This window comes from Stenotrophomonas sp. GD03958, assembly GCF_029839005.1.
GTDB lineage: Bacteria > Pseudomonadota > Gammaproteobacteria > Xanthomonadales > Xanthomonadaceae > Stenotrophomonas > Stenotrophomonas hibiscicola.
The window spans coordinates 1-25,483 of sequence record NZ_JAOBZT010000063.1 but is presented as its reverse complement, the minus strand read 5'-3'; the positions used below and the strand labels follow the sequence as shown (position 1 = coordinate 25,483).

Sequence of the window (25,483 nt, the reverse complement as noted above, 5' to 3'; positions counted from 1 at the left end):
GCAAAGAACTCGTTGCCGTGCATGTCCACCAGCTCCAGCGCACGACCGCCGCCCCGGGCCACGCAGGTCAGCGGATCGTCGGCCACCTGCACGTGCAGGCCGGTTTCCTCGGAGATCAGGCGGTCCAGGTCGCGCAGCAGGGCGCCGCCACCGGTCAGCACGATGCCGCGCTCGGCGACGTCGGCGCAAAGTTCCGGCGGGGTCTGCTCCAGCGCCAGCTTCACCGCGCTGACGATGCCCGACAGCGGTTCGTGCAGGGCCTCAAGTACCTCGTTGGAGCTGATCTTGATCATCTTCGGCACGCCCTCGGCGAGGTTGCGGCCGGAGATTTCCATCTCGATCACTTCCGCCTGCGGGTAGGCGCAGCCCAGCTCGACCTTGATGCGCTCGGCGGTGGCTTCACCGATCAGCATGCCGTGGTTGCGGCGCACGTAGTTGGTGATGGACTCGTCGAAGCGGTCGCCGCCGATGCGGACCGAGGCCGAATAGACGATGCCGTTGAGCGAGATCACCGCCACTTCGGTGGTGCCGCCGCCGATGTCGATGACCATCGAGCCACGGGCTTCGGTGACCGGCATGCCGGCGCCGATCGCGGCGGCCATCGGCTCTTCGATCAGGAACACGTCACGGGCACCGGCTTCCTCGGCCGATTCCTTGATCGCGCGGCGCTCGACCTGGGTCGAACCGGCCGGCACGCAGACCAGCACGCGCGGGCTCGGGCGCAGCACGCGCGACTTGTGCACCTTCTTGATGAAGTGCTTGAGCATCGCCTCGGTGTAGGTGAAGTCGGCGATGACGCCGTCCTTCATCGGGCGGATGGTGGTGATGTGGCCCGGGGTACGGCCCAGCATCTGCTTGGCTTCGGCGCCTACGGCTGCCACCGAGCGGGTGCCACCGATGGCACGGTCCTGGCGCACGGCCACGACCGATGGCTCGTTCAGTACGATCCCCTGCCCGCGCACGTAGATGAGGGTGTTGGCCGTGCCCAGGTCGATGGACAGGTCGTTGGAGAACATGCCACGGAGTTTCTTGAACATCTGAGGAAGGAGTCCTGAGGGGTGTCGTGCCCGCCGCGGGATGGCGAAAAAATGGGCAGAAATCGAGGCCGACAAGCCTAGCAACCCGCCTGCCGCCGAGCAAGGAAAAAACTAGCTGAACCCGCGTCTTCACAGGCTTTCGGCCTGATCAGGTCTCACCCGGTTCTGGCCCTGAGCGGCACCAGCGGGTAACCTTTGCGCCGTCGGGCGCCCAAGGGCGCCGTTTGCTTGCCCGCTGAACCGGGCCGGCCCACCCCAAAATTCACCGCATAGGCTTACATCGATGTCCGCTCTGATCTGTGGTTCTCTTGCCTTCGACACCATCATGGTGTTCCCGGACCAGTTCAAGAATCACATCCTGCCGGACAAGGTGCACATCCTGAACGTGTCGTTCCTGGTCCCACGCATGCGCCGCGAGTTCGGCGGCTGCGCCGGCAACATCGCCTACAACCTGCACCTGCTAGGTGGCCAGCCGATCCCGATGGGCACGGTGGGATCGGACTTCGGCCCGTACCGCGAGTACTTCGAAGGCCTGGGCATCGACCTGTCGCGCGTGCGCGTGATCGATGAGCTGTTCACCCCGCAGGCGTTCATCACCACCGATCACGACAACAACCAGATCACCGCCTTCCACCCGGGCGCGATGATGCGTTCCTACGAGAACCACGTGCGTGGCGTGCCGGGCGTGACCCTGGGCCTGGTCGGCCCGGACGGCCGCGAAGGCATGATCCAGAACGCGCAGGAATTCCACGAGGACGGCATCCCGTTCATCTTCGACCCGGGCCAGGCCATGCCGCTGTTCAACGGCCCGGAGCTGCGCGCGTTCATCGATCAGGCCGACTACGTGGTGGTCAACGACTACGAGTCGAACCTGCTGCAGGAGCGCACCGGCTGGGACGAAAAGGAGATCGTCAGCCGGGTCAAGGCCTACATCACCACCCGTGGCCCGAAGGGTGCGGTCATCCACACCCCGGAAAAGAGCTACGACATCCCGCCGGCGCACGAGCGCCGCGTGGTCGACCCGACCGGCTGTGGCGACGCCTTCCGCGCCGGCCTGATCTACGGCATCCAGAAGGGCTACGACTGGCTGACCATCGGCCGCATGGGCAACCTGATGGGCGCGCTGAAGGTCGAGCACCCGGGCACGCAGAACCAGCGCTTCACTTTCGATGAGTTCAACGAGCAGTTCAAGCAGCAATTTGGCTACGCGCTTAGCGCGTAACCAAATTGCTCGCGCATTCCACCTTATCCCCGCGCCTTCGGCGCGCCCCCTTGAACAACAAGGGGGCTTTCCACCCGATGCGCTGCTGGGAATGCTGTTGGTAGGTGTCGACCTTGGTCGACACACTGTTTGATTCCTGTAGAGCCGAGCCATGCTCGGCTTGCGCGCGCCAGCGCGATCTGACCGGAGAGCAGCCGAGCGTGGGCTCGGCTCTACATCATCAGGCGCCCTGCCAGGCAGCCAACAAGGCGCGGCAATCGGGGAAATGCCAGTCGGCCCGGCCCGGCCATGGGTTCTCCGGCAGATTGACCAGCACGGTGTGCGTGCCTGCGGCACGGCCGCACTCCAGGTCATAGGCGTGGTCGCCGACCATCACCGCCTCCTCAGCCCCGGTCCCCCAGCGCCGCAGATGCTGCCGCAGTCCATCCGGCGAGGGCTTGGGCACCGCCTCATCGCGGCCGATGATGTCGGCGTCATCGAACAACGCCCCGACCCCGATCGCCTCCAGCGTCAGCTTCGCCAATGCATGATCGTTGCGGGTCAGGATGCCCAGCCGGCAGCCCGCCGCCGACAGTGCGCGCAGCAGCTTCACCGCGCCCGGCGCGGGCAGCGCGTCCTCGGCCAGCGCGCGCTCATGATCCAGCAGCCACGCGCGCTTGGCCTGCGCCGGTGCGTCCGGCAAGGCCGCAATATGGTCAAGGATGTCTTCCTCGGCGGCAATCTTCAGCGCGCGGCGGATCGCGGCGAAATCATGCACGGCGACGGTCAGCGTGCCATCCAGGTCGAACACCCAGTGCCGGATCGCGGACAACGCGTGCACTGCGCTGCCCGCCGCAACCCTTACTGCCACCACTGCGGCATGCGGCTGGCGTCGACGCCACCGGTTTCGAACACAGCGGTGCGGGTGCCACCGGCCTTGACCGGGAACTCGATGCTGATCGATTTGCCCTTGCGCGCCAGCTTCCACAGCGCCTTCTGATCGGTGATGAACAGGGCGATGGCTTCATCGGTCTTCGGGCGCCACGCGGCCATCGACACCGGCTTGCCGTCGTCCACGGTCACTTTCACCGTGCACTGCGGGCAACGGAAATCGCCGGCCTGCAGCACCAGATACGCATGCCGCTTCCACTCCGGATGATCGCGGAACACCAGCTGCACCGGCTTGGCGCCGCTGCCATCCACGTCCACCCGTTCCTTGCTGTAGATCTGCGCCGAAACCTGGTTGCCCTTGTTGCCCACCGGGATCTGGTTGTACTGCCACAGTGCCTGCATGCGGCGCAGGTCGCGCGCGGCATCGCCCTTGGCCTTGACCTCGTCGAAGCCTGCGGCGATGCGCTCGGCGGCCGCGGTGTCCTTGTACTGGTCCAGCAGCGAGGCGCCGTGCAGGCGCGCGCGCTCCCAGTCCTGCGCGGCCACGGCCATGTCGTACTGCTTGGCCACGTCTTCGGCCTTGGCCTCCTTCTGCGCCTGCACGGCGGCTGCGGCGGCTTCCTGCGCCTTGCGTTCTTCCTCGGGGTTGCTGCAGGCGGCCAGCGCCAGCGTGCAGGCGGTGAGCAGGATCAGTCGTTTCATGGCGGAGGTCCTTTGCGAGTGCATCCCGATTCTATCGGCAGCGAAAAGCGGATACACCAACGGCGGGTTTCCCCGCCGTTGGTGGTGAAGCAGTGACCGGTTGCCGGCCAGCGGCCGGCACTACCGCTTACTTGGCTTCAGCCTTGGCCAGCATGTCCTGGACCGAGGCGGTGGTGATCGGGTGGTAGCCCGGCTTGGCCTTTTCGAAGGCCTGCTTGGCCAGCTCCAGCCCCTTCGGGGTCTTCACCAGTTCGGCGTAGATCGGCAGGATCAGCTTGCGACGGCCGACGCGCTCGATGAATGCCGCCGCGCCTTCATTGGCCTGCTCGTAGCCGCTGCGGATCGCCAGCGGGTACCAGCGCATGGCGATTTCGCCATTCGGGGTGCCGGTGAAGTGGAAGGCCTTGTCCAGCGTGGCCAGCTTGTCCAGCGGCTGGGTTGCGCCCAGGCCGTCGATGAAGCGCACCCATTCCTGGGTGCTCCAGTCGGCGATGACCTGGCTGCTGGGCACGGTGCCGGCGCTGGCAAAGGCGATGCGTGCGGTATCGACGCTGCTGAAGTTGCGCGACTGCGCCTTGGCCGCGAACGCCGGGATACCCGGCTCGTCCAGCCATGCCTTCAGTTCGGCCTCGGTCACTGCCGACGGATTCTTCGGCAGCAGGTTCTTCTTCATGTAGTCGACGAACTGGTCGGTGTTCGCGCTCTGGAAGGCGTGGTCATCGAACCAGCCGCGCAGGAACGGATCGAAGGTCTCGCGGCCGAAGCGCTGCTCCAGGAATTCCAGGAACCACGAACCCTTGACGTAGGCCACCTGGCTGAGCGCTTCGTCGGGGTCGCGCTCGTTCAGCGGCGGCAGCGCCAGCGCCTGGTCGGCCGGGCTCATGTCCTTCACTTCGGCCAGCAGGTCGGTCTGGTCGATCTGCTTCTCCATCTCGGCCATCTCCTTGCCGTACAGGGCTTCGGTGATGCGGCCCTGGACGTAGGTAGTGAAGCCTTCATTGAGCCAGATGTCCTTCCAGCTGGCGTTGGTCACCAGGTTGCCCGACCAGCTGTGCGCCAGTTCATGGGCGACCAGCGAGACCAGCGACTTGTCGCCGACGATCACGGTCGGGGTGGCGAAGGTCAGACGCGGGTTCTCCATGCCACCGAACGGGAACGACGGCGGCAGCACCAGCATGTCGTAGCGGCCCCAGCGGTATTCGCCGTAGAGCTTCTCGGCGGCACCGATCATCTTCTCGGTGTCCTCGAATTCCTTGGCGGCCTTGTTGACCATGGTCGGCTCGGCCCAGACGCCGGAGCGGCCGGAGATCGGCTCGAACACCAGGTCGCCGGCGGCGATGGCCAGCAGGTAGGACGGAATCGGCTGCGGCATCTTGAAGGTGTAGTCACCATCACGCGCGGCCTTGGGATCGTTGTCGGCGCTCATCAGCACCATCACGTCCGGGCGCGAGACCACGTGCGCGCTGTAGGTGAAGCGCACGCTCGGGGTGTCCTGCAGCGGCACCCACGAACGGGCGTGGATGGCCTGTGACTGGCTGAACATGAAGGGCAGCTTCTTGCCCTCGGTCATCGACGGCGCCAGCCACTGCAGGCCCGAGGCGGTCGGTGCGGTGTGGTAGGTCACTTCCACCTTGGCCGGCTGTTCCGGGGCCTCGATGGTCAGCTTGCTGCCGAACACCTTGTCAGCGGCGGCCAGCTCGAACTTCAGCGGGCTGCGCGCGCCATCGGCGGCGACGGCCTCGACCTTGGACACGGTCAGCTCGCGGGTGTCGAGCACCAGCTGCCTGGCGTCCTTCTGCTTCCATTCCAGCGTGTAGGTGGCGGTACCGCCAATCTGCTTCTGGTCGAAGTCGAGCTTCAGATCCAGCGCGATGTCCTTGATGACGACCTTGTCCGGCTCGGCGTACGAGCTTTCGTCGTGGCTGCGGTTCTCGGCGTTCACGGGGGCGGCAGGGGCCTTTGCGGCAGTCGGGGCGGCGGCGGGCGCGGCCGCCTCCTGGGAGCAGCCGGCGGCCAGGGCCACGGCCAGCGGAAGGAGCATCAGCGGATTACGCATGAATCGGGACCGTTACGGGGATCAAACCCCAATGGTAACTCCCTCCGGCCGCGCAGGCGTTGCGCGGTGCGGGGTAATGGCGGCCCACAGCACCGGTAGTGCCGGCCGCTGGCCGGCATCCGCACGGACGATGACCGGGCACGGGGATGCCGGCCAGCGGCCGGCACTACCCGGACACTGGGCTTACAGCTTGTAGCCGGAGTGGATCGAGACGATGCCGCCGGTCAGGTTCTTGTAGTGGCAGCGCTCGAAGCCGGCCTGCGACATCATCGCCTTCAGTTCGTCCTGCGGCGGGTGCTTGCGGATGCTCTCGGCCAGGTACTGGTAGCTGTCCGAGTCATTGGCGAACAGCTTGCCCAGCTTCGGCAGGATCTTGAACGAGTGGAAGTCGTAGATCGGCTTGAACCAGTCCGCGGTGACTTCGGAGAACTCCAGCACGCGGGCCTGGCCGCCCACCTTCAGCACGCGGTACATCTCGCGCAGGCCAGCGTCCTTGTCCGTCACGTTGCGCAGGCCGAAGGCGATGGTGACCAGGTCGAAGCTGTTGTCCGGGAACGGCAGGGCCTCGGCGTTGCACTGCACGTAGTCCAGGCCCAGCACCAAGCCGCGGTTGGTCAGGCGGTCACGGCCGACCGACAGCATGCCGGCGTTGATGTCGCCCAGCACCACCGAGCCCTCGGCGCCGACGCGCTCCTTCAGCAGGGCGGCGATGTCGCCGGTGCCGCCCGCCAGATCGAGCACGCGGTCGCCCGGCTTCACCTGCGCGGTGGCCACGTAGTAGCGCTTCCACGCCCGGTGCACGCCCAGGCTCATCAGGTCGTTCATCAGGTCGTAGTTGCGCGCGACCGAGGTGAACACCTGGCCGACCAGCTTCTGCTTGTCCTTGGCGGCGACGTCGCGGAACCCGAAATGGGTGGTACCGGCTTTGTAGGGGGATTCGCTCATGGCCCCGATTATCGCACCGCCGGGGGCCAGCGGCACCCCCTGCCCGTATCATGGCGGGCCACGACTTACCGGAGCCCCGCATGATCACCACGCCCGACTACCAGGCCCTGCTGCAGACCGCCATCGCCGAAGCCCGCCAAGGCCTGGCCGAGGGCGGCGTGCCGATCGGCGCGGCCCTGTACCACAACGACGGCCGCCTGCTTGGCTGCGGCCACAACCGCCGCGTGCAGGAAGGCGACCCGTCGGTGCACGGCGAGACCGATGCGTTCCGCAAGGCCGGCCGCCAGCGCCGTTACCAGGACACGATCATGGTCACCACCCTGGCACCGTGCTGGTACTGCTCTGGCCTGGTGCGCCAGTTCAACATCGGCACCGTGGTGGTGGGCGAATCGCGCACCTTCCAGGGCGGCATCGACTGGTTGCGGGAAAACGGCGTCAACGTGATCGACCTCGACAACCAGGAATGCGTCGACCTGCTCGGCGATTTCATCAGCCGCCATCCGGACATCTGGAACGAAGACATCGGTGAATGAGCCACACACCGTCATCCGTTGAACCCGTTTAATGAACGCTTCAGTGCCGCCACCTCTTAGTGCGGGCAGCGTTTGCGGCCATTGCCGTGACCGCGCGCACAGTCAGCTGGACTGCGTGCACACACTGCGGTAACACCCCACCCGGCTGACACGCCTAGGGTGGGGTTACCGGGGCTCGTTTCCCCGGCGGAGCCAGCCATGTGCGCGCACGCCGTACGACCTACGCCCGACCCGATCCTCGAATCCATCCGCGAACGCCTGCAGCAGCACTTCGCGCTGCACCGGCGCAGTGCGTCGTTCTGGAGTGCCTACCAGGGCCTGCAGCTGGAACTGGTGCGCGGCCAGCCACGCGATCACGAGCGACTGTGCAACGCGATGGCCACCATGGCCGAGCAGATGGGGGCGGTCGAGCACGCGCAACTGATCAGCAATCGCCACACCGGCTCCACATCCCGCTGACGCGGCATGCACCGGCAGATACGCCACACTCCGATGAACCCCCACTCCCTTTCCACTCAACCGAACTGGATTGTCATGCACGCTGAAGTCCCCACCATTCCTCCGGTCATCAACGTAGACGCCGAGCTTGACCACTGGCGCCGCCAGCATGCCGAGGGCGCACTGCCGCACAACTCGTTCGGCTCCTACGTGCCGTGGATCAAGTTCGCCTGTGATTCGCTGATCACCCAGCCGCGCGCCAGCGAGGCCGAACGTGACGAAATGTTCCAGACCCAGTACGCCCTGCAGATCATGCCGCGGCTGAGCGAAGCACAGGCCCGCGAGTTCGTCGACCTCTGCTGGCAGCACGTCTATCAGAGCAGCCCGGTGCGCAGCCTGCAGGCGCCACGACTGCAACGCATGCGCGCCTGACGGCCGCTGCACGGCGCCTCCACGCGCCACTGCCGATCATCCTCGTCACCTGAGTGGGACGACGACGATGACAGCACGAAATCTGTTCAATACGATCGCCAAGAAGGCCGCGGCCGCCACGGGCTCGCCGTGGACCTTCCTGGCGGCAGTGGCGATCGTGGTGATCTGGGGCATCAGTGGCCCGGTGTTCGGCTTCAACGACACCTGGCAGCTGGTGATCAACACCGGCACCACCATCATCACCTTCCTGATGGTGTTCCTGATCCAGCACACGCAGAACGCGGACACCGCCGCGATGCAGATCAAGCTGGACGAGCTGATCCGGGCAACCGCCGAGGCCAACAACGAGCTGCTCGATCTGGAAGAACTGGACGAGGCACGCCTGGAAGAGATCCGCGCCGAGTACGAGCAGATGGCGCGCGAAGCCGGCGATGCGCTCGCGCGGGTGCGCGCCTGCCATGCAGCGCGGCGCGACGATGAAGCGGTGTAGCAGGTCCTGAAATGACAATGCCGGCCAGCGGCCGGCACTACCATCGATCATCAAGGTAGAGCCGACCGCTGGCCGGCTGTCCTTCAGCTGCGCTCGTGCCAGCCACCGCCAAGCACCTTGTACAGCGTGATGCGGTTGGCCTGCTGCGCCAGCTGCGCCTGCAGCTTGGTCTGTTGTGCGTTGTAGGCGGTACGCCGCGCATCAAGCAGGGCCACGAAGCTGTCCAGGCCCGCGTCGTAGCGCGCCTGCGACAGGCGGTTGGCCTGTTCGGCCGCTTCCACCAGGCGCTGCTGTGAACGCACCTGCTCGTCCAGGCTGACATTCAACGCCAGCGCATCGGCGGTTTCGCGGAAGCCCACCTGGATCGACTTCTCGTACTGCGCCAGAGCGATATCACGATCCGCGTTGGCGATGGCCAGGTTGGCGCGCAGCTTGCCGCCCTGGAAGATCGGCAGCGTGATCTTCGGCAGGAAGCTCCACACGCGCGTACCGCTGTCGAACAGGTTGGACAGTTCGCTCGAACCACTGCCGATGCTGCCGGTCAGCGAGATGCTCGGGAAGAACGCCGCGCGTGCCGCACCGATATTGGCGTTGGCCGCCAGCAGCTGGTGTTCGGCGGCCATGATGTCCGGGCGCTGCAGCAGCACGTCGCTGGGCAGGCCGGCCGGCGGCGGTGCCAATGCAAGCAGCTGCGGCTCGATGCTGTCCGGCAGCAGCGCCGGATCGAGCTGGCCACCGGCCAGCAGCGCCAGCGCGTTGCGGTCCTGGGCCAGCTGGCCACGCAGGCGCGCAGCATCGGTGCGCGCGGTCTCGACCAGCGTGCGGGTCTGGGTCAGTTCCAGTGCCGAACTGCCGCCACGCTCGTGGCGGGCCTCGGCCAGGCGCAACGAATCTTCGTAGGTCTTCAGCGTGGCCTCGGCGATCTTCAGCTGCTGCGCGTCGGCACCATACGTCAGCCACGCAGTTGCGGTCTCGGCAATCAGGCTCAGCTGCGCGTTGCGGCGGTTGGCAGCCACGGCGAAGTACTGCTGCAGCGCCGCCTCGCTGAGGTTGCGCACGCGACCGACCAGGTCCAGCTCGAACTCGGCCACACCCACGCCCGCGCTGAACTGCTCGGTGACACCGGCATCGGTACCACGGCGGTCCATCTGGCCGGTCACGGCCACGCCGGGCACGCGATCAGCGCGCTGCACACGGTACTGGCCGCGCGCGCGTTCAACGTTGAGCACGGCCACGCGCAGGTCGCGATTGTTCTGCAGCGACTGCTCGATCACCTGCTGCAGGCGCTCATCGGTGAAGAAGTCGCGCCAGCCGACGGCGGCGGCATCGGCCACCTGGCCCTGCGCGGCCTCGGCCGGCCACTGCGCCGGGATCGCCGGGGCGACAGCGGTGTTCTTCGGCACCAGGGTGGAGCAGCCGGCGAGCGCGAGCACAGCGGCAATGGAAAGGAACAGGGATGCACTTTTCATGGGAATGACTTCCATCGGTACTGCCGGATGGCAGGAGGTAGTGCCGGCCGCTGGCCGGCAACCTCGTTGGATTCACATCAAGCGATCAGCAGATGCCGGCCAGCGACCGGCACTACCGTTACAGGTCACATCGTGGTCTTGCGCTTGAACACGCGCTGCACCACCACGAAGAACAGCGGCACGAAGAACACGCCGAGCACGGTGCCGACGATCATGCCGCCGAGCACGCCGGTGCCGATCGCCTGCTTGGCACCGGAACCGGCGCCGGTGGAGATCGCCAGCGGTACCACGCCCATGCCGAAGGCGAGCGAGGTCATCACGATCGGGCGCAGGCGGTCGCGCACGGCGTGCATGATCGACTCGATCAGGCTGGCGCCCTTTTCCAGGTTTTCCTTGGCGAACTCGACGATCAGGATCGCGTTCTTGCTGGTCAGGCCCACCGTGGTCAGCATCGCCACCTGGAAATAGATATCGCGCTCCAGGCCCTTGAAGGTGTTGGCCAGCACCGCGCCGAGGATACCCAGCGGGGCCGCCAGCAGCACCGCGGTCGGTACGCTCCAGCTTTCATACATCGCGGCCAGGCACAGGAACACGATCATCAGCGACAGCGTGTACAGCAGTGGCGTCTGCGAGCCGGCCTGGCGTTCCTGGTAGGACATCGCCGTCCACTCAATGCCGAAGCCCGCCGGAAGCTGCTTGGCCAGCTGCTCGATCTCGGCCATGGCATCGCCGGAGGCGACACCCGGGGCCGGTTCGCCCTGGATCTCCATCGCCGACACACCGTTGTAGCGTTCCAGGCGCGGCGAACCGTAATCCCAGTGCTTGGTAGCGAAGGCGCTGAACGGCACCATCTCGCCCTTGTCGTTCTTCACGGACCAGAGATCGAAGTCCTCCGGGACCATGCGGAACGCCTGGTCGGCCTGCACGAACACGCGCTTGACGCGGCCACGATCGACGAAGTCATCGATGTACGAGCTGCCCCACGCGGCGGCCAGCGTGCCGTTGATCTGGTCGATCGACAGCCCCAGCGAGGTCGCCTTGGCCGCGTCGATGTCGATGCGGAACTGCGGCGTGTCCTCCTGGCCGTTCGGGCGCACGTTGGCCAGCTTCTTGCTGCCGGCGGCCAGGCCGAGCAGCTGGTTGCGTGCGGCGACCAGTGCCTCGTGGCCCTGGCCGCTGTTGTCCTTCAGGAAGAAGGTATAGCCCGAGGCAGTCCCCAGTTCCGGAATGGCCGGCGGCGGGAAGGCAAAGATGAAGGCATCCTTGATCTGGCCCAGGGCAGCCATCGCACGACCGGTGATCGGCATCACGCCATTGTTGGCGTCACGCTCGCTCCAGTCCTTCAGCTTGACGAACGCCATGCCGGCGTTCTGGCCCATGCCGGCGAAGCTGAAGCCCTGCACGGAGAACACCGAATCCACCGCATCCTTCTCGTTCTGCAGGAAGTGGTTCTCCAATGCCGCGATCGATTCCAGCGTGCGCTCCTGGGTGGCGCCGACCGGGGCCTGCACCAGCGCCATCAGCACGCCCTGGTCTTCGTTGGGCAGGAACGAGCTGGGCAGGCGCACGAACAGCACGCCCATCAGCACGAACAGTGCCGCCACGATGCCCATGAAGCGCCACGGACGATGGATGATGCCGCGCACACCACGCTGGTAACTTTCGCTGGTGCGGTCGAAGCCACGGTTGAAACAGTTGAAGAAGCGACCGGCCAGGCCGCGGTGGGCAACATGATGCTCACCCTTCTTCAGCGGCTTGAGCATGGTCGCGCACAGTGCCGGGGTCAGCACGATCGCCACCAGCACCGACAACGCCATTGCAGAGACAATCGTGGCCGAGAACTGCCGGTAGATCACGCCGGTGGATCCGCTCATGAAGGCCATCGGCACGAACACCGCCGACAGCACCAGGCCGATACCCACCAGCGCACCGGTGATCTGGCCCATCGACTTGCGGGTCGCTTCAAGCGGCGACAGTCCTTCCTCGGACATGATGCGCTCGACGTTCTCCACCACCACGATGGCATCGTCCACCAGCAGACCGATCGCCAGCACCATCGCGAACATGGTCAGCATGTTCACCGAGAAGCCCAGCATCGCCAGCACGCCGAAGGTACCCAGCAGCACCACCGGCACGGCGATGGTCGGGATCAGGGTGGCGCGGAAGTTCTGCAGGAACAGGTACATCACCACGAACACCAGCACGATCGCTTCGATCAGGGTCTGCACCACGCCCTTGATCGACACGCGCACGAACGGGGTGGTGTCGTACGGGATCTCGGCCTTCAGCCCTGCCGGGAAGAAGCTCTTCATGTCTTCCAGCGCAGCGTCCACGCCGGCCGCAGTATCCAGCGCGTTGGCGCCGGTGGCCAGGGTGACCGCCAGGCCGCTGGCCGGCTGGCCGTTGTAGCGGGTGACGAAGTCGTAGGACTCAGCACCCAGTTCGACGCGGGCGACATCACCCAGGCGCAGCTCGGCACCGTCCTGCGCGCCGCGCACGATGATGTTGCGGAACTGTTCCGGGGTCTGCAGGCGCGACTGCGCGTTGATGGTGGCGTTGAGCTGCTGGCCCTTCACCGACGGCGCACCGCCGAGCTGGCCGATCGCCACCTGGGCATTCTGTGCCTTGATCGCCGCAGTCACTTCCGCGACGGACAGGCCATAGGTATGCAGCTTGTTCGGATCCAGCCAGATGCGCATGGCGTACTTGCCACCGAATACCTGGATGTTGCCCACGCCCGGCACACGGCTGAGGCGGTCGACGACATTGGAACCGACGTAGTCGGCGATGTCGTTGGCGTCCATGCTGCCGTTCTCGGACACGAACGCGATGACGTTCAGGAAGCCCGAGCTGGACTTGGCCACGTTGATGCCCTGCCGCTGCACTTCCTGCGGCAGCAGCGGCATGGCCAGCTGCAGCTTGTTCTGCACCTGCACCTGGGCGATGTCCGGGTTGGTGCCGCTCTCGAAGGTCAGGGTGATGGTGGCCTGGCCGTTGGACGAGCTGTTGGAGGAGAAGTAGATCAGGCCATCGAGGCCCTTCATGTTCTGCTCGATGATCTGCGTCACCGAGTCCTCGACCACCTTGGCCGATGCACCCGGGTAGGTGGCGCTGATTTCCACCGCTGGCGGCGCGACGTTGGGGTACATCGAGACCGGCAGCTTGAACAGGGCCAGGCCGCCGGCGAGCATGATGATGATGGCGATCACCCACGCGAAGATGGGTCGATCGATGAAAAAGCGTGCCATGGGGTTCTCCGCTTACTTCGCGTGGCCGGCCGGGGCGGCAGGCTGGGCGACGGCCGCCGGCTTGGCCGGAGCAGCGCCCTTCTCGGTGGCCTTGACCGGCATGCCGGGGCCGATCTTCTGCAGGCCTTCGACGATGACCTTGTCACCGGCCTTCAGACCCTCCTCGACCAGCCACTTGTCGCCGACCGTGCGGCTGACCTTGACCGGGCGTACTTCGACCTTGTTGTCCTTGCCGACCACCATCGCGGTGGTGTCGCCCTTCGGATCGCGGGCGATGCCCTGCATCGGCACCAGCACCGCATCGCTGCGCACGCCGCCGCCGATCACCGCACGCACGTACATGCCCGGCATCAGCAGGCCGTCCGGGTTGTCCACCTTCACGCGCAGGCCGAAGCTGCCGGTGGCCGGATCGACGCTGACTTCGGAGAACTCCAGCGTGCCCTTGTGCTCGAAGGTGCTGCCGTCTTCCATCAGGATGCTGACCGGCAGGGTCTGGTTGTCCTGCAGGCGGCCGGCAGCCAGTTCGCGGCGCAGCTGCAGCAGCTCGGCCGAGGACTGGGTCAGGTCGACATAGATCGGATCCAGCTGCTGCACGGTAGCCAGTGCATTGGCCTGGCCGGCGCTGACCAGCGCACCCTGGGTAACGCTGGACTTGCCGATGCGGCCGCTGATCGGCGCGGTGATGCGGGCATAGCCGAGGGTGACGTTGGCCGCGTCCAGCGAGGCCCTGGCGGCACCGACATCGGCCTCGGCCTGCTTCTGCGCGGCCACGGCGTTTTCCAGGTCCTGCTGGCTGACCGCGTCGACCTTGGCCAGCTCGGTGATGCGCTTGGCGCTCAGGCGCGCGGCGTTGGCCGTGGCTTCGGCGCGGGCCAGCTGGGCGCGGGCGCTGTTGGCCTGGGCGCGGTAGCTGGCGTCCTCGATCTGGTACAGCGGCTCGCCGGCCTTGACCATGCCGCCTTCGGTGAACAGGCGCTTGGCAACGATGCCGTTGACCTGCGGGCGCACTTCGGCGACCAGGAAGGCGTTGGTACGGCCCGGCAGTTCGCGGGTCAGGCCCACGGTTTCGGACTTCAGCGTGACCACGGTGACGTCACCCGGGCCCTGCTCGGGGGCCTGGGGTTGGCCGCCGCAGGCAGCCACGGCTGCGGCGATCGCCAGCGACAGTGCAAAGGGTCGGATTCGGCTCAGCAACATGACGGAAAGGCTCTTAGGGGAAGGAATCTCAAATCGCGCTGATACAGGCCGAAAGCGCCAGCAGGCAACGCGCACCAGCGGGGAGTGGGAGCCGGACCGGCCTGCCACGCACACGACGGGAATGATGGGAGCGAAATATACATACATGCTTGTTTGTTTGTAAACCGGTACAATTCAGCCACGTTTCACCCGCACTCGTACCTACCCATGGCCCGCAAGACCAAAGAGGACACCCAGGCAACCCGGGAAGGCATCCTTGACGCCGCCGAAGCCTGCTTCCATGAACACGGCGTGGCCCGTACCACGCTGGAGATGATCGGCGCCCGCGCCGGCTATACCCGTGGCGCGGTGTACTGGCACTTCAAGAACAAGAGCGAGGTGCTGGCCGCGATCGTCGAGCGGGTGCACCTGCCCTTCATGCAGGAACTGGAGCGCACCTCCACCGACCAGCGCGACACGCCGGTGCACGACCTGCGCGCGGTGATGATCCACTCGTTCATCGAGCTGTCCGAGGACGAGCGCCTGCGCAAGACCATGGAAATCATGCTGCGCAGCGATGCGTCGGCCGACACCAGGGTCCTGACCGAAATGCAGCAGGCCGGCTTCCGCGATGCGCTGGACCGGATGGAGCGTGCCCTGCGCCGCGCCAAGGACCTGGGCCAGCTGCGCGAGGGCGCCGACCCGAAGATCGCCGCACGCATGCTGCACGCCACCGTGCTGGGCGTGCTGCACGGCGCGATGGTCGAACCGGAACTGATGGACCTCAAGCGCGATGGCATGCTCGCGCTGGACATGACCCTGGCCGCCTACGTGAAGGATGGTGTGTTCGTTCCCGGCACCGTCCCCGAGCCGCTGCCCGAGGCGTGAACGAGGCTGCTCCCATCACTGCGGCACCCCCTGCAAGGGCAGATCGATGATCCTGGACAACGTGGTGTGGGGCTTCATCGGGTGTGGCAGCGTCACCGAGAAGAAGAGCGGGCCGGCCCTGGCCAACACGCCGGGCTCACGGGTAGTGGCGGTCATGCGCCGCAATGCCGCATTGGCCGAAGACTATGCACGCCGCCACGCGATTCCGCGCTGGTACGCGGACGCCGATGCACTCATCGCCGATCCGGAGGTGAACGCGGTCTACGTTGCAACACCGCCCTCCACGCACATGCACTACGCATTGCAGGCGATTGCTGCAGGCAAGCCGGTCTACATCGAAAAGCCGATGGCCATGGACCACGACGAGTGCCAGCGCATCATCGCGGCCAGCGCCCGCAGCGGCGTGCCCGTGTTCGTGGCCTACTACCGCCGTGCCCTGCCCCGCTTCGCACAGGTGAAGCAGCTGCTGGACAGCGGCGCGATCGGTACGCCGCGCAGCGTGCGCGCCACCCTGCATCGGCCACATTCGGCGGCTGCCGCATCGCCGGACTTCTGGCGAACCAACCCCGCCATCGCCGGCGGCGGGCTGTTCGTCGACCTGGGCTCACACACGCTGGACCTGCTCGACCATCTGCTGGAGCCCCTGAGCGACGTGCGCGGCCTGGCCAGTTCGTTGACCGGCGCCTACGCCGCCGAGGACAGCGTCTCGATGTGCTTCCGCACCGGGGCGGGGGCGCATGGCGTCGCGCAATGGAGTTTCTGCGCGTTCCGCCGACAGGACGAGGTCGAGATTACCGGCGACCTGGGGCAGCTGCGCTTTGCCACCTTCGAGGACGTTCCGGTGGTGCTGGAGACCGAAGCGGGCGTGCAGGCATTCGATATCCCGAACCCGCCATCGGTCCAGCAGCCGTTGATCGCCTCCGTCGTGGACGAACTGCGCGGCCACGGGCACTCGCCCTCGAACGGCATCAGCGCCGCCCGCACCAGTGCAGTGATCGACCAGGTACTGCAGGCCTACCGCGCCCGGCAATCGCGCTGAGCGCCAACGCAAAAGGCCGCCCTGCGGCGGCCTTTTCTGTTGCAGCGGATGGAGTCAGGGCCCTCGCCACGGCGAAGGATCCGACCTCGATGCGCATTACAGGATGTAGCGGCTCAGGTCCGGGTCCTGCACCAGCTCACCCAGGTGTGCATCGACGTAGGCGCTGTCGATGGCCAGGGTTTCGCCATCGCGGTCCGGTGCCTCGTAGCTGAGCGAATCCAGCAGGCGCTCCAGCACCGTATGCAGGCGGCGCGCGCCGATGTTTTCCTGGCGCTCGTTCACCTGGAACGCGATCTCGGCCAGGCGCTCGATGGCATCGGCAGTGAAACTGACCTTGACGCCTTCGGTGGCCAGCAGTGCTTCGTACTGCTTGGTCAGCGCGGCCTTCGGTTCGGTCAGGATGCGCACGAAGTCGCCCTTGCTCAACGCGCCCAGCTCAACGCGGATCGGGAAACGGCCCTGCAGCTCCGGAATCAGGTCGCTGGGCTTGGCCAGGTGGAACGCGCCCGACGCGATGAACAGGATGTGGTCGGTCTTGATCGTGCCGTACTTGGTGGACACGTTGGAGCCTTCCACCAGCGGCAGCAGGTCGCGCTGCACGCCTTCGCGGGAGACATCGCCACCGCCCACGTTGTCGCCGCGCTTGGCAACCTTGTCGATCTCGTCGATGAAGACGATGCCGTGCTGCTCGCAGGCCTCGATCGCCGCAGTGCGGATATCGTCCTCGTTGACCAGCTTGCCGGCCTCTTCCTCGATCAGCAGCGGACGCGCGGCCTTGATGGTCAGCGTGCGCTTGTGCGCCTTCGCGCCGCCACCCAGGTTGGCGAACATCGACTTCAGCTGCTGGCCCATTTCCTCCATGCCCGGCGGGGTCATGATGTCCATGCTGACATTGGCCGCCAGGTCGAGCTCGATCTCACGCTCGTCCAGCTCACCGTTGCGCAGCATCTTGCGGAACTTGATGCGGGTCTCGTTGTCCTGCGCCGACGGTTCGTTGCGGGCGACTTCAGGATCGAAACCGATGCCGCCGCTACGACGCGGCAGCAGCGCATCGAGGATGCGGTCTTCGGCGCGTTCTTCGGCCTGGGTACGCACGCGCACCTTGGCCTGTTCGCGATACAGCTTGACCGCGGTGTCGGCCAGGTCGCGGATGATCTGCTCGACGTCCTTGCCGACGTAGCCCACTTCGGTGAAGCGCGTGGCTTCGACCTTCACGAACGGCGCGTTGGCCAACGTAGCCAGGCGGCGCGCGATCTCGGTCTTGCCGACGCCGGTCGGGCCGATCATCAGGATGTTCTTGGGCATCACTTCATTGCGAAGCTCCGGCGCCAGCTGCATGCGGCGCCAGCGGTTGCGCAGGGCGATGGCCACGGCACGCTTGGCGTCGTGCTGGCCCACGATATGCCGGTCCAGTTCCTGCACGATCTCGCGCGGGGTCATGGTGGCGGAGGATACTTCGATCTTCGACATGGATGTGCTCACGGATTCAGATGCATGTAGAGCCGAGCCATGCTCGGCTGACGGGCAGCCCTGCCGAGCATGGCTCGGCACTACAGAAGAGCGGTCACAGCTCCTCGACCACCACGTTGCGGTTGGTGTAGATGCAGATGTCGCCGGCGATGCCGATCGCTTCACTGGCAATCGTGCGCGCATCCAGTTCGGTATGTGCCATCAGCGCGCGCGCGGCCGAAAGTGCATACGAGCCACCGGAGCCGATGGCGATGATGCCGTCCTCCGGTTCGATCACATCGCCGGTGCCGCTGATGATCAGCGAGGTTTCCTTGTCAGCCACGGCCAACAGGGCTTCAAGCTTTCCGAGGCGGCGCTCGGTGCGCCAATCCTTGGCCAGCTCGACCGCGGCGCGCTGCAGCTGGCCGTGCTTTTCCAGCTTGGCCTCGAACAGCTCGAACAGGGTGAAGGCATCGGCGGCGGCACCGGCGAAACCGGCCAGCACCTGGCCGTCGCGGCCAAGGCGGCGCACCTTGCGCGCGTTGCCCTTCATCACGGTGTGGCCCAGCGTGACCTGACCGTCGCCGGCAATGGCCACGTGCTCGCCGCGACGGACGCAGACGATGGTGGTGGCGTGGAAAACGTTGGGGTTCTGACTGGGGTCCATGATGCCTCCGGGGTGACAGAACCAGAGGTGGGGACTGCGCTGCGCCCTTCAAGCCACCCGCGACCGGCCACCGCAGGGGCAACGTTCAGCTTTCTCCGCTGCCCTCGCTGCTGCCTCGGCGCTTCGCGCGCGGATGCGCGGCGTCGTAGACCTTGGCCAGGTGCTGGAAATCGAGGTGGGTATAGATCTGCGTGGTGGCGATGTCGGCATGGCCCAGCAGCTCCTGCACACCGCGCAGGTCGCCGGACGATTCGAGGATATGGCTGGCGAAACTGTGCCGCAGCATGTGCGGATGCACATGCTTGAACAGGCCCTGGCGCTGCGCCAGCTGGCGGATGCGGATCTGCACCGCGCGCTGGCTGATCGGCCCGTTGCGGCCAGGAAATACCGGCGATGCCGGGCCGCCACCACTTTCGGCACGCCACGCCTGCAGCGCTTCGCGTGCGGGCCTGCCGAACGGCACCCGGCGCTGGCGGTTGCCCTTGCCCAGCACGTTGACCAGGCCGCTGGCGAAATCCAGGTCGCGCCAGGTCAGTGCGCAGACTTCGCTCAGGCGCAGGCCCGAGGAGTAGAACAGCTCCAGCAGCGCGCGATCACGTCGACCGAGTTCACCTTCCGGTTCAAGCTCGACCAGCTGTACGGCTTCGTCGGCATCGAGCACCTGCGGCAACCGGCGCGGTGCGCGCGGTGCCTTCAGCGTCGCTGCAGGGCTGACCTCGATGCGGCCGTGCTTGAGCAGCCAGGCATAGAAGCTGCGGCAGGCCGACAGGCGGCGCTGCAGGCTCTTGGCCGACAGGCCGCGGCGATGCTCGTCGGCCACGAACTGGCGCAACGCATCGGCATCGAGTGCCTCCACGGCTACGCCACGCGGCTCGGCCCACGCCGACAGTGCGTCCAGGTCGCGGCGGTAGGCGTCGAGTGTGTGCGCCGACATCCGCCGCTCCACCTGCAGATGCTGCAGGAACGCCTGTACCGCGCTCATCGCCGTCGTGCCCTGCTCAGCCCGCGAAGCGCTTCAGGCCAGTGGCCAGGGCATCGCCCATCATGCGCAGGAACAACGTGCCCATGCCCGGGTAGAAACGGTTCGGATCATGGCTGCCGACCGCGATCAGGCCAACCCCCGGCAGCGGCAGCAGCGCGGTGGTCTGCACCTCCTCGCTGCGCGCGCCGTACAGCACGGCGTTCTTCTCCGGCTGCAGGCGGCCGCAGATCGGCTCGCCGTCCTTCAGGCAGTCGCGGAACGGGCCCAGTTGCGGATCATCGGCGGCGATCACCTGCAGCCAGTCGGCCTGTTCCAGCCCGGCCACCGGCGCATGCACCACCAGCCGCACCAGGTCGCCGGCGAAGTCTTCCTGCAACGAAGCGGCCATCGCACGCAGAGTGTCGGCCGCATTGTCCTGCTTCATCAGTGCCAGGGTCAGCTGGTGCGTGCGCACCGCCAGCCGCTCGTTGACCTGGGCGGTCGCGCCCAGGTCGGCCAACCGTCGCGCCAGCTCGCGGTTCTTCTCGCGCAGCACTTCCAGCTGGTAGCTGGCCAGCGATGCGGTCGGGCCGTCATCGCGCGGCACCACCAGGGTCAGGGCCAGGTCCGGGAACTGCTTGAGGAAGCCCGGATGACGCCGCAACCAGGCAGCGACTTCGTGGGCCCCGAGCTTGTCGACGGTTTCGCTCATGCCATCCACTCCCCTTCGAAGACGAATGCGGTCGGGCCGGCCATCATCACAGGCTGGCCATCGCCCGGCCACTGGATGCGCAGGTCACCACCGGGCAGGCTGATGCGGGCATCGCGCTGCAGGCGGCCGCGCTGCATCAGGGTCACCGCAGCGGCGCAGGCGCCACTGCCACAGGCCAGGGTTTCGCCGACGCCGCGCTCGAACACGCGCAGGCGGGCGTGCGCCGGGCCCATCACCTGGGCGAAGCCCACGTTCACCGAGCGCGGGAACGAGGCATGCTGCTGCAGCAGCGCACCGACGCGCTCGACCGGCGCAGCATCGATCAGGCCGACTTCGATCACCGCATGCGGGTTGCCCATCGACACTGCGGCGAAGCGCACGCTTTCGCCCTGCAGCGGCAGCAGGTATTCCTCGCGCGCGTGGGCGAAGCCCATCAGCGGCACGTTGGCCGGCTCGAAGGCAGGCACGCCCATGGTTACGGCGAACTGTCCGTCACCGAGCACCTTCACTTCATGGCTGGCCAGCGGGCTGTCGATGACGAACGCATCGCCCTGCGCACTCCCTTGGCGCACCAGCCACGCCGCGATGCAGCGCGCGCCATTGCCGCACTGCTCGGAATTGGAACCGTCGGCATTCCAGATGCGGTACGAGGCCACCGAGCCTTCCGCACGCGGCGCTTCGATGGTCAGGATCTGATCGCAGCCGACGCCGGTGTGGCGGTCGGCAAGGCGCGCGGCCAGTTCGGGCGTAGGCGGCGCGGTGCCGTCACGCAGGTCGATCACTACAAAATCATTGCCCGCGCCGTGCATCTTGCTGAAGCGCAGCGCCGTGGAACTGGCCTTACTCATCCCCGCTGCCCGCCTTCTTCGCTGGCGCGGTTGCCGGCTGAGTGGTCGTTGCAGCCGGGTCGACCGTCGTGGCGGGGGCAACGGCGCCCTGGGCCTCCGCCGCGGTCGCCTCGGTGGCGGGCTCGGCAGCGGGTTCGACGGTTTCTTCCACCGGCACCGGCTTCTGCGGCAGTACCAGCGGGCCCTTGTTGCCGCAGGCGGCGAGGAGCAGCAGCGAGGCCGCTGCCAGCGGAATCAGGATGGCGTTTCGATGGGGAATCTTCATGCCCCGAGTATAGCCATTGGCGGCTGAGCGGTTGGTGCAGGGAATCGGGTTGCCGGCCAGTGGCCGGCACTGCCGCAGGCGCTCAATCCTCGGGAGGCGGAAGCGGCCGCGTCCACAGCCAGATCGCCACCACGGTCATGCTGCCGATCGAGAACCACTTCACCCAGGCAATCGGCACGCACCACAGCATAATGGCGGCGCATACCGCCATGGTGATCGTGGCCATCCACTTGCCGTAGCGGCTGACCGCCCCGTGTGCCTGCCAGTTGGCGATGGCCGGGCCGAAGCGTGGATGCTGCAGCAGCCAGTTGTGCAGGCGCTCGGAGCCACGCGAGGCGGCCCAGGCCGAAATCAGGATGAATACGGTGGTCGGCAGGCCCGGCACGAAGATGCCGACGATGCCGGTGCCGAGGCTGACATACGCCAGCAGCCACCACGCCCAGCGGAAACGCACCACGCGCGGAGGCGTGGTGGCGTCGCGAGGGGCGGAAGGATCTGGCGCGCTCATGGCCGCAAGGATACCGGTTCAGGGTGCCAGGCAGCGCCCGGCACCCTGTCGCGATCACGGCTGGGCGATGCCCAGCTGCTGCAGCACGAACGCGTACGACTCGGACAGCTCGCGGTAGCGCTGGAAGCGCCCCGACTTGCCGCCGTGGCCGGCTTCCATGTTGGTGCGGAACAGGATCGGGTAGTGGCCGGTGTTGTCGTCACGCAGCTTGGCCACCCACTTGGCCGGCTCCCAGTACTGCACCTGCGAATCCCACAGGCCGGTACCCACGTACAGCGCCGGGTACGCCTGCTGCTTCACGTTGTCATAGGGCGAGTAGGACAGCATGTAGTCGTAATACTGTTTCTGTTCCGGGTTGCCCCACTCGTCGTACTCATTGGTGGTCAACGGAATGGTCGGGTCGAGCATGGTGGTGACCACGTCGACGAACGGCACCTGCGCCACCATCACCCGGTAATCCTGCGGCGCCTGGTTGGCCACCGCGCCCATCAGCAGGCCGCCGGCGCTGCCACCGGACGCGGCCACGCGATCCTTCGCCGCCCAGCCCTGTGCGACCAGGCCACGGGTGACGTCGATGAAGTCGTTGAAGGTGTTCTGCTTGTGCAGCAGCTTGCCGTTCTCGTACCAGTCGCGGCCCATTTCCTGGCCGCCGCGGATGTGGGCGATGGCATACACCACGCCGCGGTCGACCAGGCTTACCGCGGTCTGGTTGAAGTACGGGTCCATCGACATCCCGTAGCTGCCATAGGCGTACTGGAACAGCGCGCCCTTGCCGTCCTTCTGGTAGCCCTTGCGGTAGACCAGCGACACCGGCACCTTCACGCCATCGCGCGCGGTGATCCAGACGCGGTCGGTTTCGTACTTCGACGCGTCATAGCCGATCACCGGCTGCACCTTCAGCTGGCGGCGTTCGCCGGTGGCGGTGTTCAGCTCGAACACGGTGGTCGGGGTGGTCATCGAGGTGTAGACGTAGCGCAGCCAGGGCGTATCGGCCTCGGTGTTGTCGCCCAGGCCCATCGAGTACGCTGGCTCATCAGCCTTCACGTAGTCGCTGCGGCCATCCTTGAACAGCAGGCGGATGCGCTCCAGGCCCTCGGAACGTTCGGCGATGGCGGTGTAGCTGTCGAACAGCTCGAAGCCTTCGATGAACACCGCATCGTCATGCGCGATCCAGTCCTTCCACTGCGCACGCGAAGTGGCATCGGTCGGTGCGGTGACCAGCTTGAAGTTCTTCGCGCCGTCGTTGGTGCGGATCACCCAGCGGCCGTCGTAGTGGTCGGCATCGTACTCGACGTCACGCTGGCGAGGGGCCAGCACGGTGAACGTGGTCGGGTCGCTGGCCGGTGCGTAGCGCTCTTCCGAGGACACGGTGCTGTGCACGCCGATGGTGATGAAGCGATCGTCGCGGGTGCGGCCGATGCCCATGTAGAAGCTGTCGTCCTTCTCTTCGTAGACGACGGTGTCGGCGCTGGCCGGGGAGCCCAGCACGTGCTTCTTCACGCGCACGGTGAGCAGCGTTTCCGGATCGTTCTCGACATACAGCACGGTACGGTTGTCGTCGGCCCAGACCAGGTCGCCGGAGCTGCCGGTGATCACATCGGGCAGCACCTTGCCGGTGGCCAGATCCTTGAAGCGGATCGTGTACTGGCGGCGGCCCACATCATCCTCGGCCCAGGCCAGCAGCTGGTTGTCCTGGCTCACTTCCATCGAGCCGACGCTGAAATAGCCCTTGCCGGCGGCCATGGCGTTGACGTCCAGCAGGATCTCCTCGGCGGCCTCCATGCTGCCCTTGCGGCGCGCGTGGATCGGATAGTCCTGGCCGGTCTCGAAGCGGCTGTAGTACCAATAGCCGCGCTCACGCGCCGGCACGCTGGAATCGTCCTGCTTGATGCGGCCGACGATCTCCTTGTACAGGGTGTCTTCGAGCGGCTTGAGCGGCGCCAGCACCTGGTCCGCGTAGGCATTCTCGGCCTGCAGGTAGGCCAGCATGTCCTTGTTCTCGCGCTTGTCGTCGCGCAGCCAGTAATAGTCATCGTTGCGGGTCGCGCCGAACGGCGCCTTGACCACATGCGGATGCCTGGCGGCATCCGGCGGAACAGGCGGAGTGGCGGCGGTGGCAGTAGTGGTCATCAGGCTGGCGAGCAACAGGCAGAGAGTGGATTTCATGTAGTGGGGTTCCTTGAACTGCAATGCAATGGCGTCCTTGTGCCCGAGTCTGGGTTGCAGGAGGGCTGCGGGCAACCCTGCGGATCGTCATGGGGAGTGCCGGCCGCTGGCCGGCAACCTCACGAACCCGGAGACGGTCGGAATGCCGGCCGGCGGCCGGCACTACCAGAACGCATGACCCAGACGCGCGGCGTACCATGGGCACATGAACACCCTGCCCCACACGCCGGGCTACAGCCGGCGCAGCCATGAAATCGCTCCATTCCACGTGATGTCCCTGCTGGCCCGCGCACAGGCGCTGGAGCAGGCCGGCCACGATGTGATCCACCTGGAAATCGGCGAACCGGACTTCACCACCGCCGAACCTGTCGTGCGCGCCGGCCAGGCCGCATTGGCCGCCGGTCATACCCGCTACACCGCCGCACGTGGCCTGCCGGCTCTGCGTGAGGCCATCAGCGGCTTCTATCGCAGCCATTACGGGCTGGATATCGACCCTGAACGCATCCTGGTCACACCGGGTGGGTCCGGTGCGCTGCTGCTGGCCAGCAGCCTGCTGGTCGATCCCGGCCGCCACTGGCTGCTGGCGGACCCCGGCTATCCGTGCAACCGCCACTTCCTGCGCCTGGTGGAAGGCGGTGCGCAACTGGTACCGGTCGGGCCGGAGACCGCCTACCAGCTGACCCCGTCACTGGTGGAACAGCACTGGAATGCCGACAGCGTCGGCGCGCTGGTCGCCTCACCGGCCAACCCGACCGGCACCGTGCTTTCCGCCGACGATCTGGCCGCACTGTCGCAGGCCCTGCACGCGCGGGGCGGCCACCTGGTGGTGGACGAGATCTACCACGGCCTCACCTATGGCCTGGATGCGCCCAGCGTGCTGCAGGTGGATGACAGCGCGTTCGTGCTGAACAGCTTCTCCAAGTATTTCGGCATGACCGGCTGGCGGCTGGGCTGGCTGGTGGCACCGCCGGCCGCGGTACCGGACCTGGAGAAGCTGGCGCAGAACCTGTACATCAGCGCCTCGAGCATCGCCCAGCATGCCGCCCTCGCCTGTTTCAGCGAGGAATCGATGGCGATCTTCGAACAGCGCCGCGAAGCGTTCCGCCAGCGTCGCGACTTCCTGCTGCCCGCACTGCGTGAGCTGGGCTTCCGTATCGAGGTCGAGCCGCAGGGCGCGTTCTACCTGTACGCAGACGTCAGCGCGTTCACCGACGATGCGCAGGCGTTCTGCGCCCACTTCCTGGAAACCGAGCATGTGGCATTCACGCCCGGGCTGGATTTCGGCTTCCATCGTGCCAACCAGCACGTGCGCCTGGCCTATACCCAGGAAGTGCCGCGATTGCAGGAGGCGGTGGAGCGGAT

Annotated in this window: 24 protein-coding genes; 8 read left to right on the top strand and 16 right to left on the bottom strand. The window is 66.5% G+C overall.

The window, feature by feature from the left end; genetic code table 11:
• Positions 1–1,037, bottom strand: a 1,037-nt coding sequence (locus tag N5C25_RS16230) for a rod shape-determining protein (RefSeq protein ID WP_279937289.1), incomplete at its 3' end; no start/stop codon positions are given.
• Between the two features lie 283 nt (positions 1,038–1,320).
• Between N5C25_RS16230 and N5C25_RS16225 the strand changes: the two genes are divergently transcribed.
• Positions 1,321–2,259, top strand: coding sequence for a carbohydrate kinase family protein (locus N5C25_RS16225; RefSeq protein WP_019660686.1), 939 nt, complete (start codon positions 1,321–1,323; stop codon positions 2,257–2,259).
• 220 nt (positions 2,260–2,479) lie between these two features.
• Here the strand turns inward: N5C25_RS16225 and N5C25_RS16220 are convergent, their stop codons facing one another.
• The 4 genes from N5C25_RS16220 to ubiE form a co-directional block, all read right to left on the bottom strand.
• Complete coding sequence (locus N5C25_RS16220) at positions 2,480–3,112, bottom strand: HAD family hydrolase (RefSeq protein WP_279937288.1); 633 nt, start codon at positions 3,110–3,112, stop codon at positions 2,480–2,482.
• Complete coding sequence (locus N5C25_RS16215; RefSeq protein WP_008265071.1) at positions 3,100–3,831, bottom strand: hypothetical protein; 732 nt, start codon at positions 3,829–3,831, stop codon at positions 3,100–3,102. The genes N5C25_RS16220 and N5C25_RS16215 overlap by 13 nt, the downstream gene beginning before the upstream one ends.
• A gap of 127 nt (positions 3,832–3,958) precedes the next feature.
• Entirely contained in the window at positions 3,959–5,887 is a 1,929-nt protein-coding gene (locus N5C25_RS16210) for a M1 family metallopeptidase (RefSeq protein ID WP_058980652.1), read from the bottom strand.
• 183 nt (positions 5,888–6,070) lie between these two features.
• Complete coding sequence (gene ubiE / locus N5C25_RS16205) at positions 6,071–6,832, bottom strand: bifunctional demethylmenaquinone methyltransferase/2-methoxy-6-polyprenyl-1,4-benzoquinol methylase UbiE (protein WP_251102524.1); 762 nt, start codon at positions 6,830–6,832, stop codon at positions 6,071–6,073.
• Positions 6,833–6,912: 80 nt separating this feature from the next.
• Here ubiE and N5C25_RS16200 point away from each other — a divergent pair, with 80 nt between their 5' ends.
• The 4 genes from N5C25_RS16200 to N5C25_RS16185 all read left to right on the top strand — a co-directional run bounded on the left by N5C25_RS16200 (position 6,913) and on the right by N5C25_RS16185 (position 8,725).
• Positions 6,913–7,365: a nucleoside deaminase gene (locus N5C25_RS16200; RefSeq protein WP_005419409.1), complete on the top strand. Its 453-nt coding sequence runs from the start codon at positions 6,913–6,915 to the stop codon at positions 7,363–7,365.
• Positions 7,366–7,563: 198 nt separating this feature from the next.
• Complete coding sequence (locus N5C25_RS16195; RefSeq protein WP_021203905.1) at positions 7,564–7,824, top strand: hypothetical protein; 261 nt, start codon at positions 7,564–7,566, stop codon at positions 7,822–7,824.
• A gap of 75 nt (positions 7,825–7,899) precedes the next feature.
• The gene (locus N5C25_RS16190) at positions 7,900–8,235 is read left to right on the top strand and encodes a hypothetical protein (protein ID WP_021203904.1); all 336 of its coding nucleotides are present in this window, start codon (positions 7,900–7,902) and stop codon (positions 8,233–8,235) included.
• Between the two features lie 67 nt (positions 8,236–8,302).
• On the top strand, positions 8,303–8,725 hold the full coding sequence (locus N5C25_RS16185) for a low affinity iron permease family protein (protein WP_058980648.1): 423 nt from the start codon (positions 8,303–8,305) through the stop codon (positions 8,723–8,725).
• 83 nt (positions 8,726–8,808) lie between these two features.
• Here N5C25_RS16185 and smeF read toward each other — a convergent pair whose 3' ends face one another.
• The 3 genes from smeF to smeD form a co-directional block, all read right to left on the bottom strand.
• Complete coding sequence (gene smeF / locus N5C25_RS16180; protein WP_279937284.1) at positions 8,809–10,209, bottom strand: multidrug efflux RND transporter outer membrane subunit SmeF; 1,401 nt, start codon at positions 10,207–10,209, stop codon at positions 8,809–8,811.
• A 110-nt stretch (positions 10,210–10,319) separates the two neighbouring features.
• Positions 10,320–13,442, bottom strand: coding sequence for a multidrug efflux RND transporter permease subunit SmeE (gene smeE / locus N5C25_RS16175; RefSeq protein ID WP_279937283.1), 3,123 nt, complete (start codon positions 13,440–13,442; stop codon positions 10,320–10,322).
• A 12-nt stretch (positions 13,443–13,454) separates the two neighbouring features.
• Positions 13,455–14,639 carry a multidrug efflux RND transporter periplasmic adaptor subunit SmeD gene (gene smeD, locus N5C25_RS16170; RefSeq protein ID WP_058980641.1) on the bottom strand — a complete coding sequence of 395 codons (1,185 nt, stop codon included), beginning with the start codon at positions 14,637–14,639 and terminating at the stop codon, positions 13,455–13,457.
• A gap of 207 nt (positions 14,640–14,846) precedes the next feature.
• On the opposite strand from smeD, the gene smeT reads away from it, so the two are divergent.
• Positions 14,847–15,506, top strand: a complete 660-nt coding sequence (gene smeT / locus N5C25_RS16165) for an efflux transporter SmeDEF transcriptional repressor SmeT (RefSeq protein ID WP_019660698.1) — start codon at positions 14,847–14,849, stop codon at positions 15,504–15,506.
• 46 nt (positions 15,507–15,552) lie between these two features.
• Positions 15,553–16,545 carry a Gfo/Idh/MocA family oxidoreductase gene (locus tag N5C25_RS16160; protein WP_058980639.1) on the top strand — a complete coding sequence of 331 codons (993 nt, stop codon included), beginning with the start codon at positions 15,553–15,555 and terminating at the stop codon, positions 16,543–16,545.
• A gap of 96 nt (positions 16,546–16,641) precedes the next feature.
• Here the strand turns inward: N5C25_RS16160 and hslU are convergent, their stop codons facing one another.
• The 8 genes from hslU to N5C25_RS16120 all read right to left on the bottom strand — a co-directional run bounded on the left by hslU (position 16,642) and on the right by N5C25_RS16120 (position 24,121).
• Positions 16,642–18,015 (bottom strand): ATP-dependent protease ATPase subunit HslU, encoded by a 1,374-nt coding sequence (gene hslU, locus N5C25_RS16155; protein ID WP_026347094.1) that lies wholly within the window; start codon positions 18,013–18,015, stop codon positions 16,642–16,644.
• A gap of 94 nt (positions 18,016–18,109) precedes the next feature.
• Positions 18,110–18,661, bottom strand: coding sequence for an ATP-dependent protease subunit HslV (hslV, locus tag N5C25_RS16150; protein WP_005411093.1), 552 nt, complete (start codon positions 18,659–18,661; stop codon positions 18,110–18,112).
• Between the two features lie 85 nt (positions 18,662–18,746).
• Positions 18,747–19,643: a tyrosine recombinase XerC gene (gene xerC / locus N5C25_RS16145; protein ID WP_279937281.1), complete on the bottom strand. Its 897-nt coding sequence runs from the start codon at positions 19,641–19,643 to the stop codon at positions 18,747–18,749.
• A 16-nt stretch (positions 19,644–19,659) separates the two neighbouring features.
• Positions 19,660–20,334 (bottom strand): DUF484 family protein, encoded by a 675-nt coding sequence (locus N5C25_RS16140; RefSeq protein ID WP_058980634.1) that lies wholly within the window; start codon positions 20,332–20,334, stop codon positions 19,660–19,662.
• The gene (dapF, locus tag N5C25_RS16135; RefSeq protein ID WP_279937280.1) at positions 20,331–21,182 is read right to left on the bottom strand and encodes a diaminopimelate epimerase; all 852 of its coding nucleotides are present in this window, start codon (positions 21,180–21,182) and stop codon (positions 20,331–20,333) included. Before dapF ends, N5C25_RS16140 begins: the two co-directional genes overlap by 4 nt.
• Positions 21,175–21,447 (bottom strand): lipoprotein, encoded by a 273-nt coding sequence (locus N5C25_RS16130; protein WP_058980630.1) that lies wholly within the window; start codon positions 21,445–21,447, stop codon positions 21,175–21,177. The genes dapF and N5C25_RS16130 overlap by 8 nt, the downstream gene beginning before the upstream one ends.
• Before the next feature lie 82 nt (positions 21,448–21,529).
• On the bottom strand, positions 21,530–21,955 hold the full coding sequence (locus N5C25_RS16125; protein ID WP_058980628.1) for a YbaN family protein: 426 nt from the start codon (positions 21,953–21,955) through the stop codon (positions 21,530–21,532).
• Positions 21,956–22,009: 54 nt separating this feature from the next.
• Positions 22,010–24,121, bottom strand: coding sequence for a S9 family peptidase (locus N5C25_RS16120; protein ID WP_279937279.1), 2,112 nt, complete (start codon positions 24,119–24,121; stop codon positions 22,010–22,012).
• Positions 24,122–24,326: 205 nt separating this feature from the next.
• On the opposite strand from N5C25_RS16120, the gene N5C25_RS16115 reads away from it, so the two are divergent.
• Positions 24,327–25,483: pyridoxal phosphate-dependent aminotransferase (locus N5C25_RS16115; RefSeq protein WP_279937278.1), on the top strand; the 1,157-nt coding region annotated here is incomplete at its 3' end.

What these genes read in the sequence shown, in the direction of transcription:
- N5C25_RS16185 (WP_058980648.1), top strand. Translation starts at nt 8,303, where the DNA reads ATGACAGCACGAAATCTGTTCAATACGATCGCCAAGAAGGCCGCGGCC.
- N5C25_RS16210 (WP_058980652.1), bottom strand. Translation starts at nt 5,887, where the DNA reads ATGCGTAATCCGCTGATGCTCCTTCCGCTGGCCGTGGCCCTGGCCGCC.
- N5C25_RS16215 (WP_008265071.1), bottom strand. Translation starts at nt 3,831, where the DNA reads ATGAAACGACTGATCCTGCTCACCGCCTGCACGCTGGCGCTGGCCGCC.
- N5C25_RS16200 (WP_005419409.1), top strand. Translation starts at nt 6,913, where the DNA reads ATGATCACCACGCCCGACTACCAGGCCCTGCTGCAGACCGCCATCGCC.
- smeF (WP_279937284.1), bottom strand. Translation starts at nt 10,209, where the DNA reads ATGGAAGTCATTCCCATGAAAAGTGCATCCCTGTTCCTTTCCATTGCC.
- N5C25_RS16140 (WP_058980634.1), bottom strand. Translation starts at nt 20,334, where the DNA reads ATGAGCGAAACCGTCGACAAGCTCGGGGCCCACGAAGTCGCTGCCTGG.
- N5C25_RS16120 (WP_279937279.1), bottom strand. Translation starts at nt 24,121, where the DNA reads ATGAAATCCACTCTCTGCCTGTTGCTCGCCAGCCTGATGACCACTACT.
- smeD (WP_058980641.1), bottom strand. Translation starts at nt 14,639, where the DNA reads ATGTTGCTGAGCCGAATCCGACCCTTTGCACTGTCGCTGGCGATCGCC.
- smeT (WP_019660698.1), top strand. Translation starts at nt 14,847, where the DNA reads ATGGCCCGCAAGACCAAAGAGGACACCCAGGCAACCCGGGAAGGCATC.
- ubiE (WP_251102524.1), bottom strand. Translation starts at nt 6,832, where the DNA reads ATGAGCGAATCCCCCTACAAAGCCGGTACCACCCATTTCGGGTTCCGC.
- N5C25_RS16225 (WP_019660686.1), top strand. Translation starts at nt 1,321, where the DNA reads ATGTCCGCTCTGATCTGTGGTTCTCTTGCCTTCGACACCATCATGGTG.
- smeE (WP_279937283.1), bottom strand. Translation starts at nt 13,442, where the DNA reads ATGGCACGCTTTTTCATCGATCGACCCATCTTCGCGTGGGTGATCGCC.
- xerC (WP_279937281.1), bottom strand. Translation starts at nt 19,643, where the DNA reads ATGAGCGCGGTACAGGCGTTCCTGCAGCATCTGCAGGTGGAGCGGCGG.
- hslU (WP_026347094.1), bottom strand. Translation starts at nt 18,015, where the DNA reads ATGTCGAAGATCGAAGTATCCTCCGCCACCATGACCCCGCGCGAGATC.
- dapF (WP_279937280.1), bottom strand. Translation starts at nt 21,182, where the DNA reads ATGAGTAAGGCCAGTTCCACGGCGCTGCGCTTCAGCAAGATGCACGGC.
- N5C25_RS16190 (WP_021203904.1), top strand. Translation starts at nt 7,900, where the DNA reads ATGCACGCTGAAGTCCCCACCATTCCTCCGGTCATCAACGTAGACGCC.
- N5C25_RS16160 (WP_058980639.1), top strand. Translation starts at nt 15,553, where the DNA reads ATGATCCTGGACAACGTGGTGTGGGGCTTCATCGGGTGTGGCAGCGTC.
- N5C25_RS16130 (WP_058980630.1), bottom strand. Translation starts at nt 21,447, where the DNA reads ATGAAGATTCCCCATCGAAACGCCATCCTGATTCCGCTGGCAGCGGCC.
- N5C25_RS16195 (WP_021203905.1), top strand. Translation starts at nt 7,564, where the DNA reads ATGTGCGCGCACGCCGTACGACCTACGCCCGACCCGATCCTCGAATCC.
- hslV (WP_005411093.1), bottom strand. Translation starts at nt 18,661, where the DNA reads ATGGACCCCAGTCAGAACCCCAACGTTTTCCACGCCACCACCATCGTC.
- N5C25_RS16125 (WP_058980628.1), bottom strand. Translation starts at nt 21,955, where the DNA reads ATGAGCGCGCCAGATCCTTCCGCCCCTCGCGACGCCACCACGCCTCCG.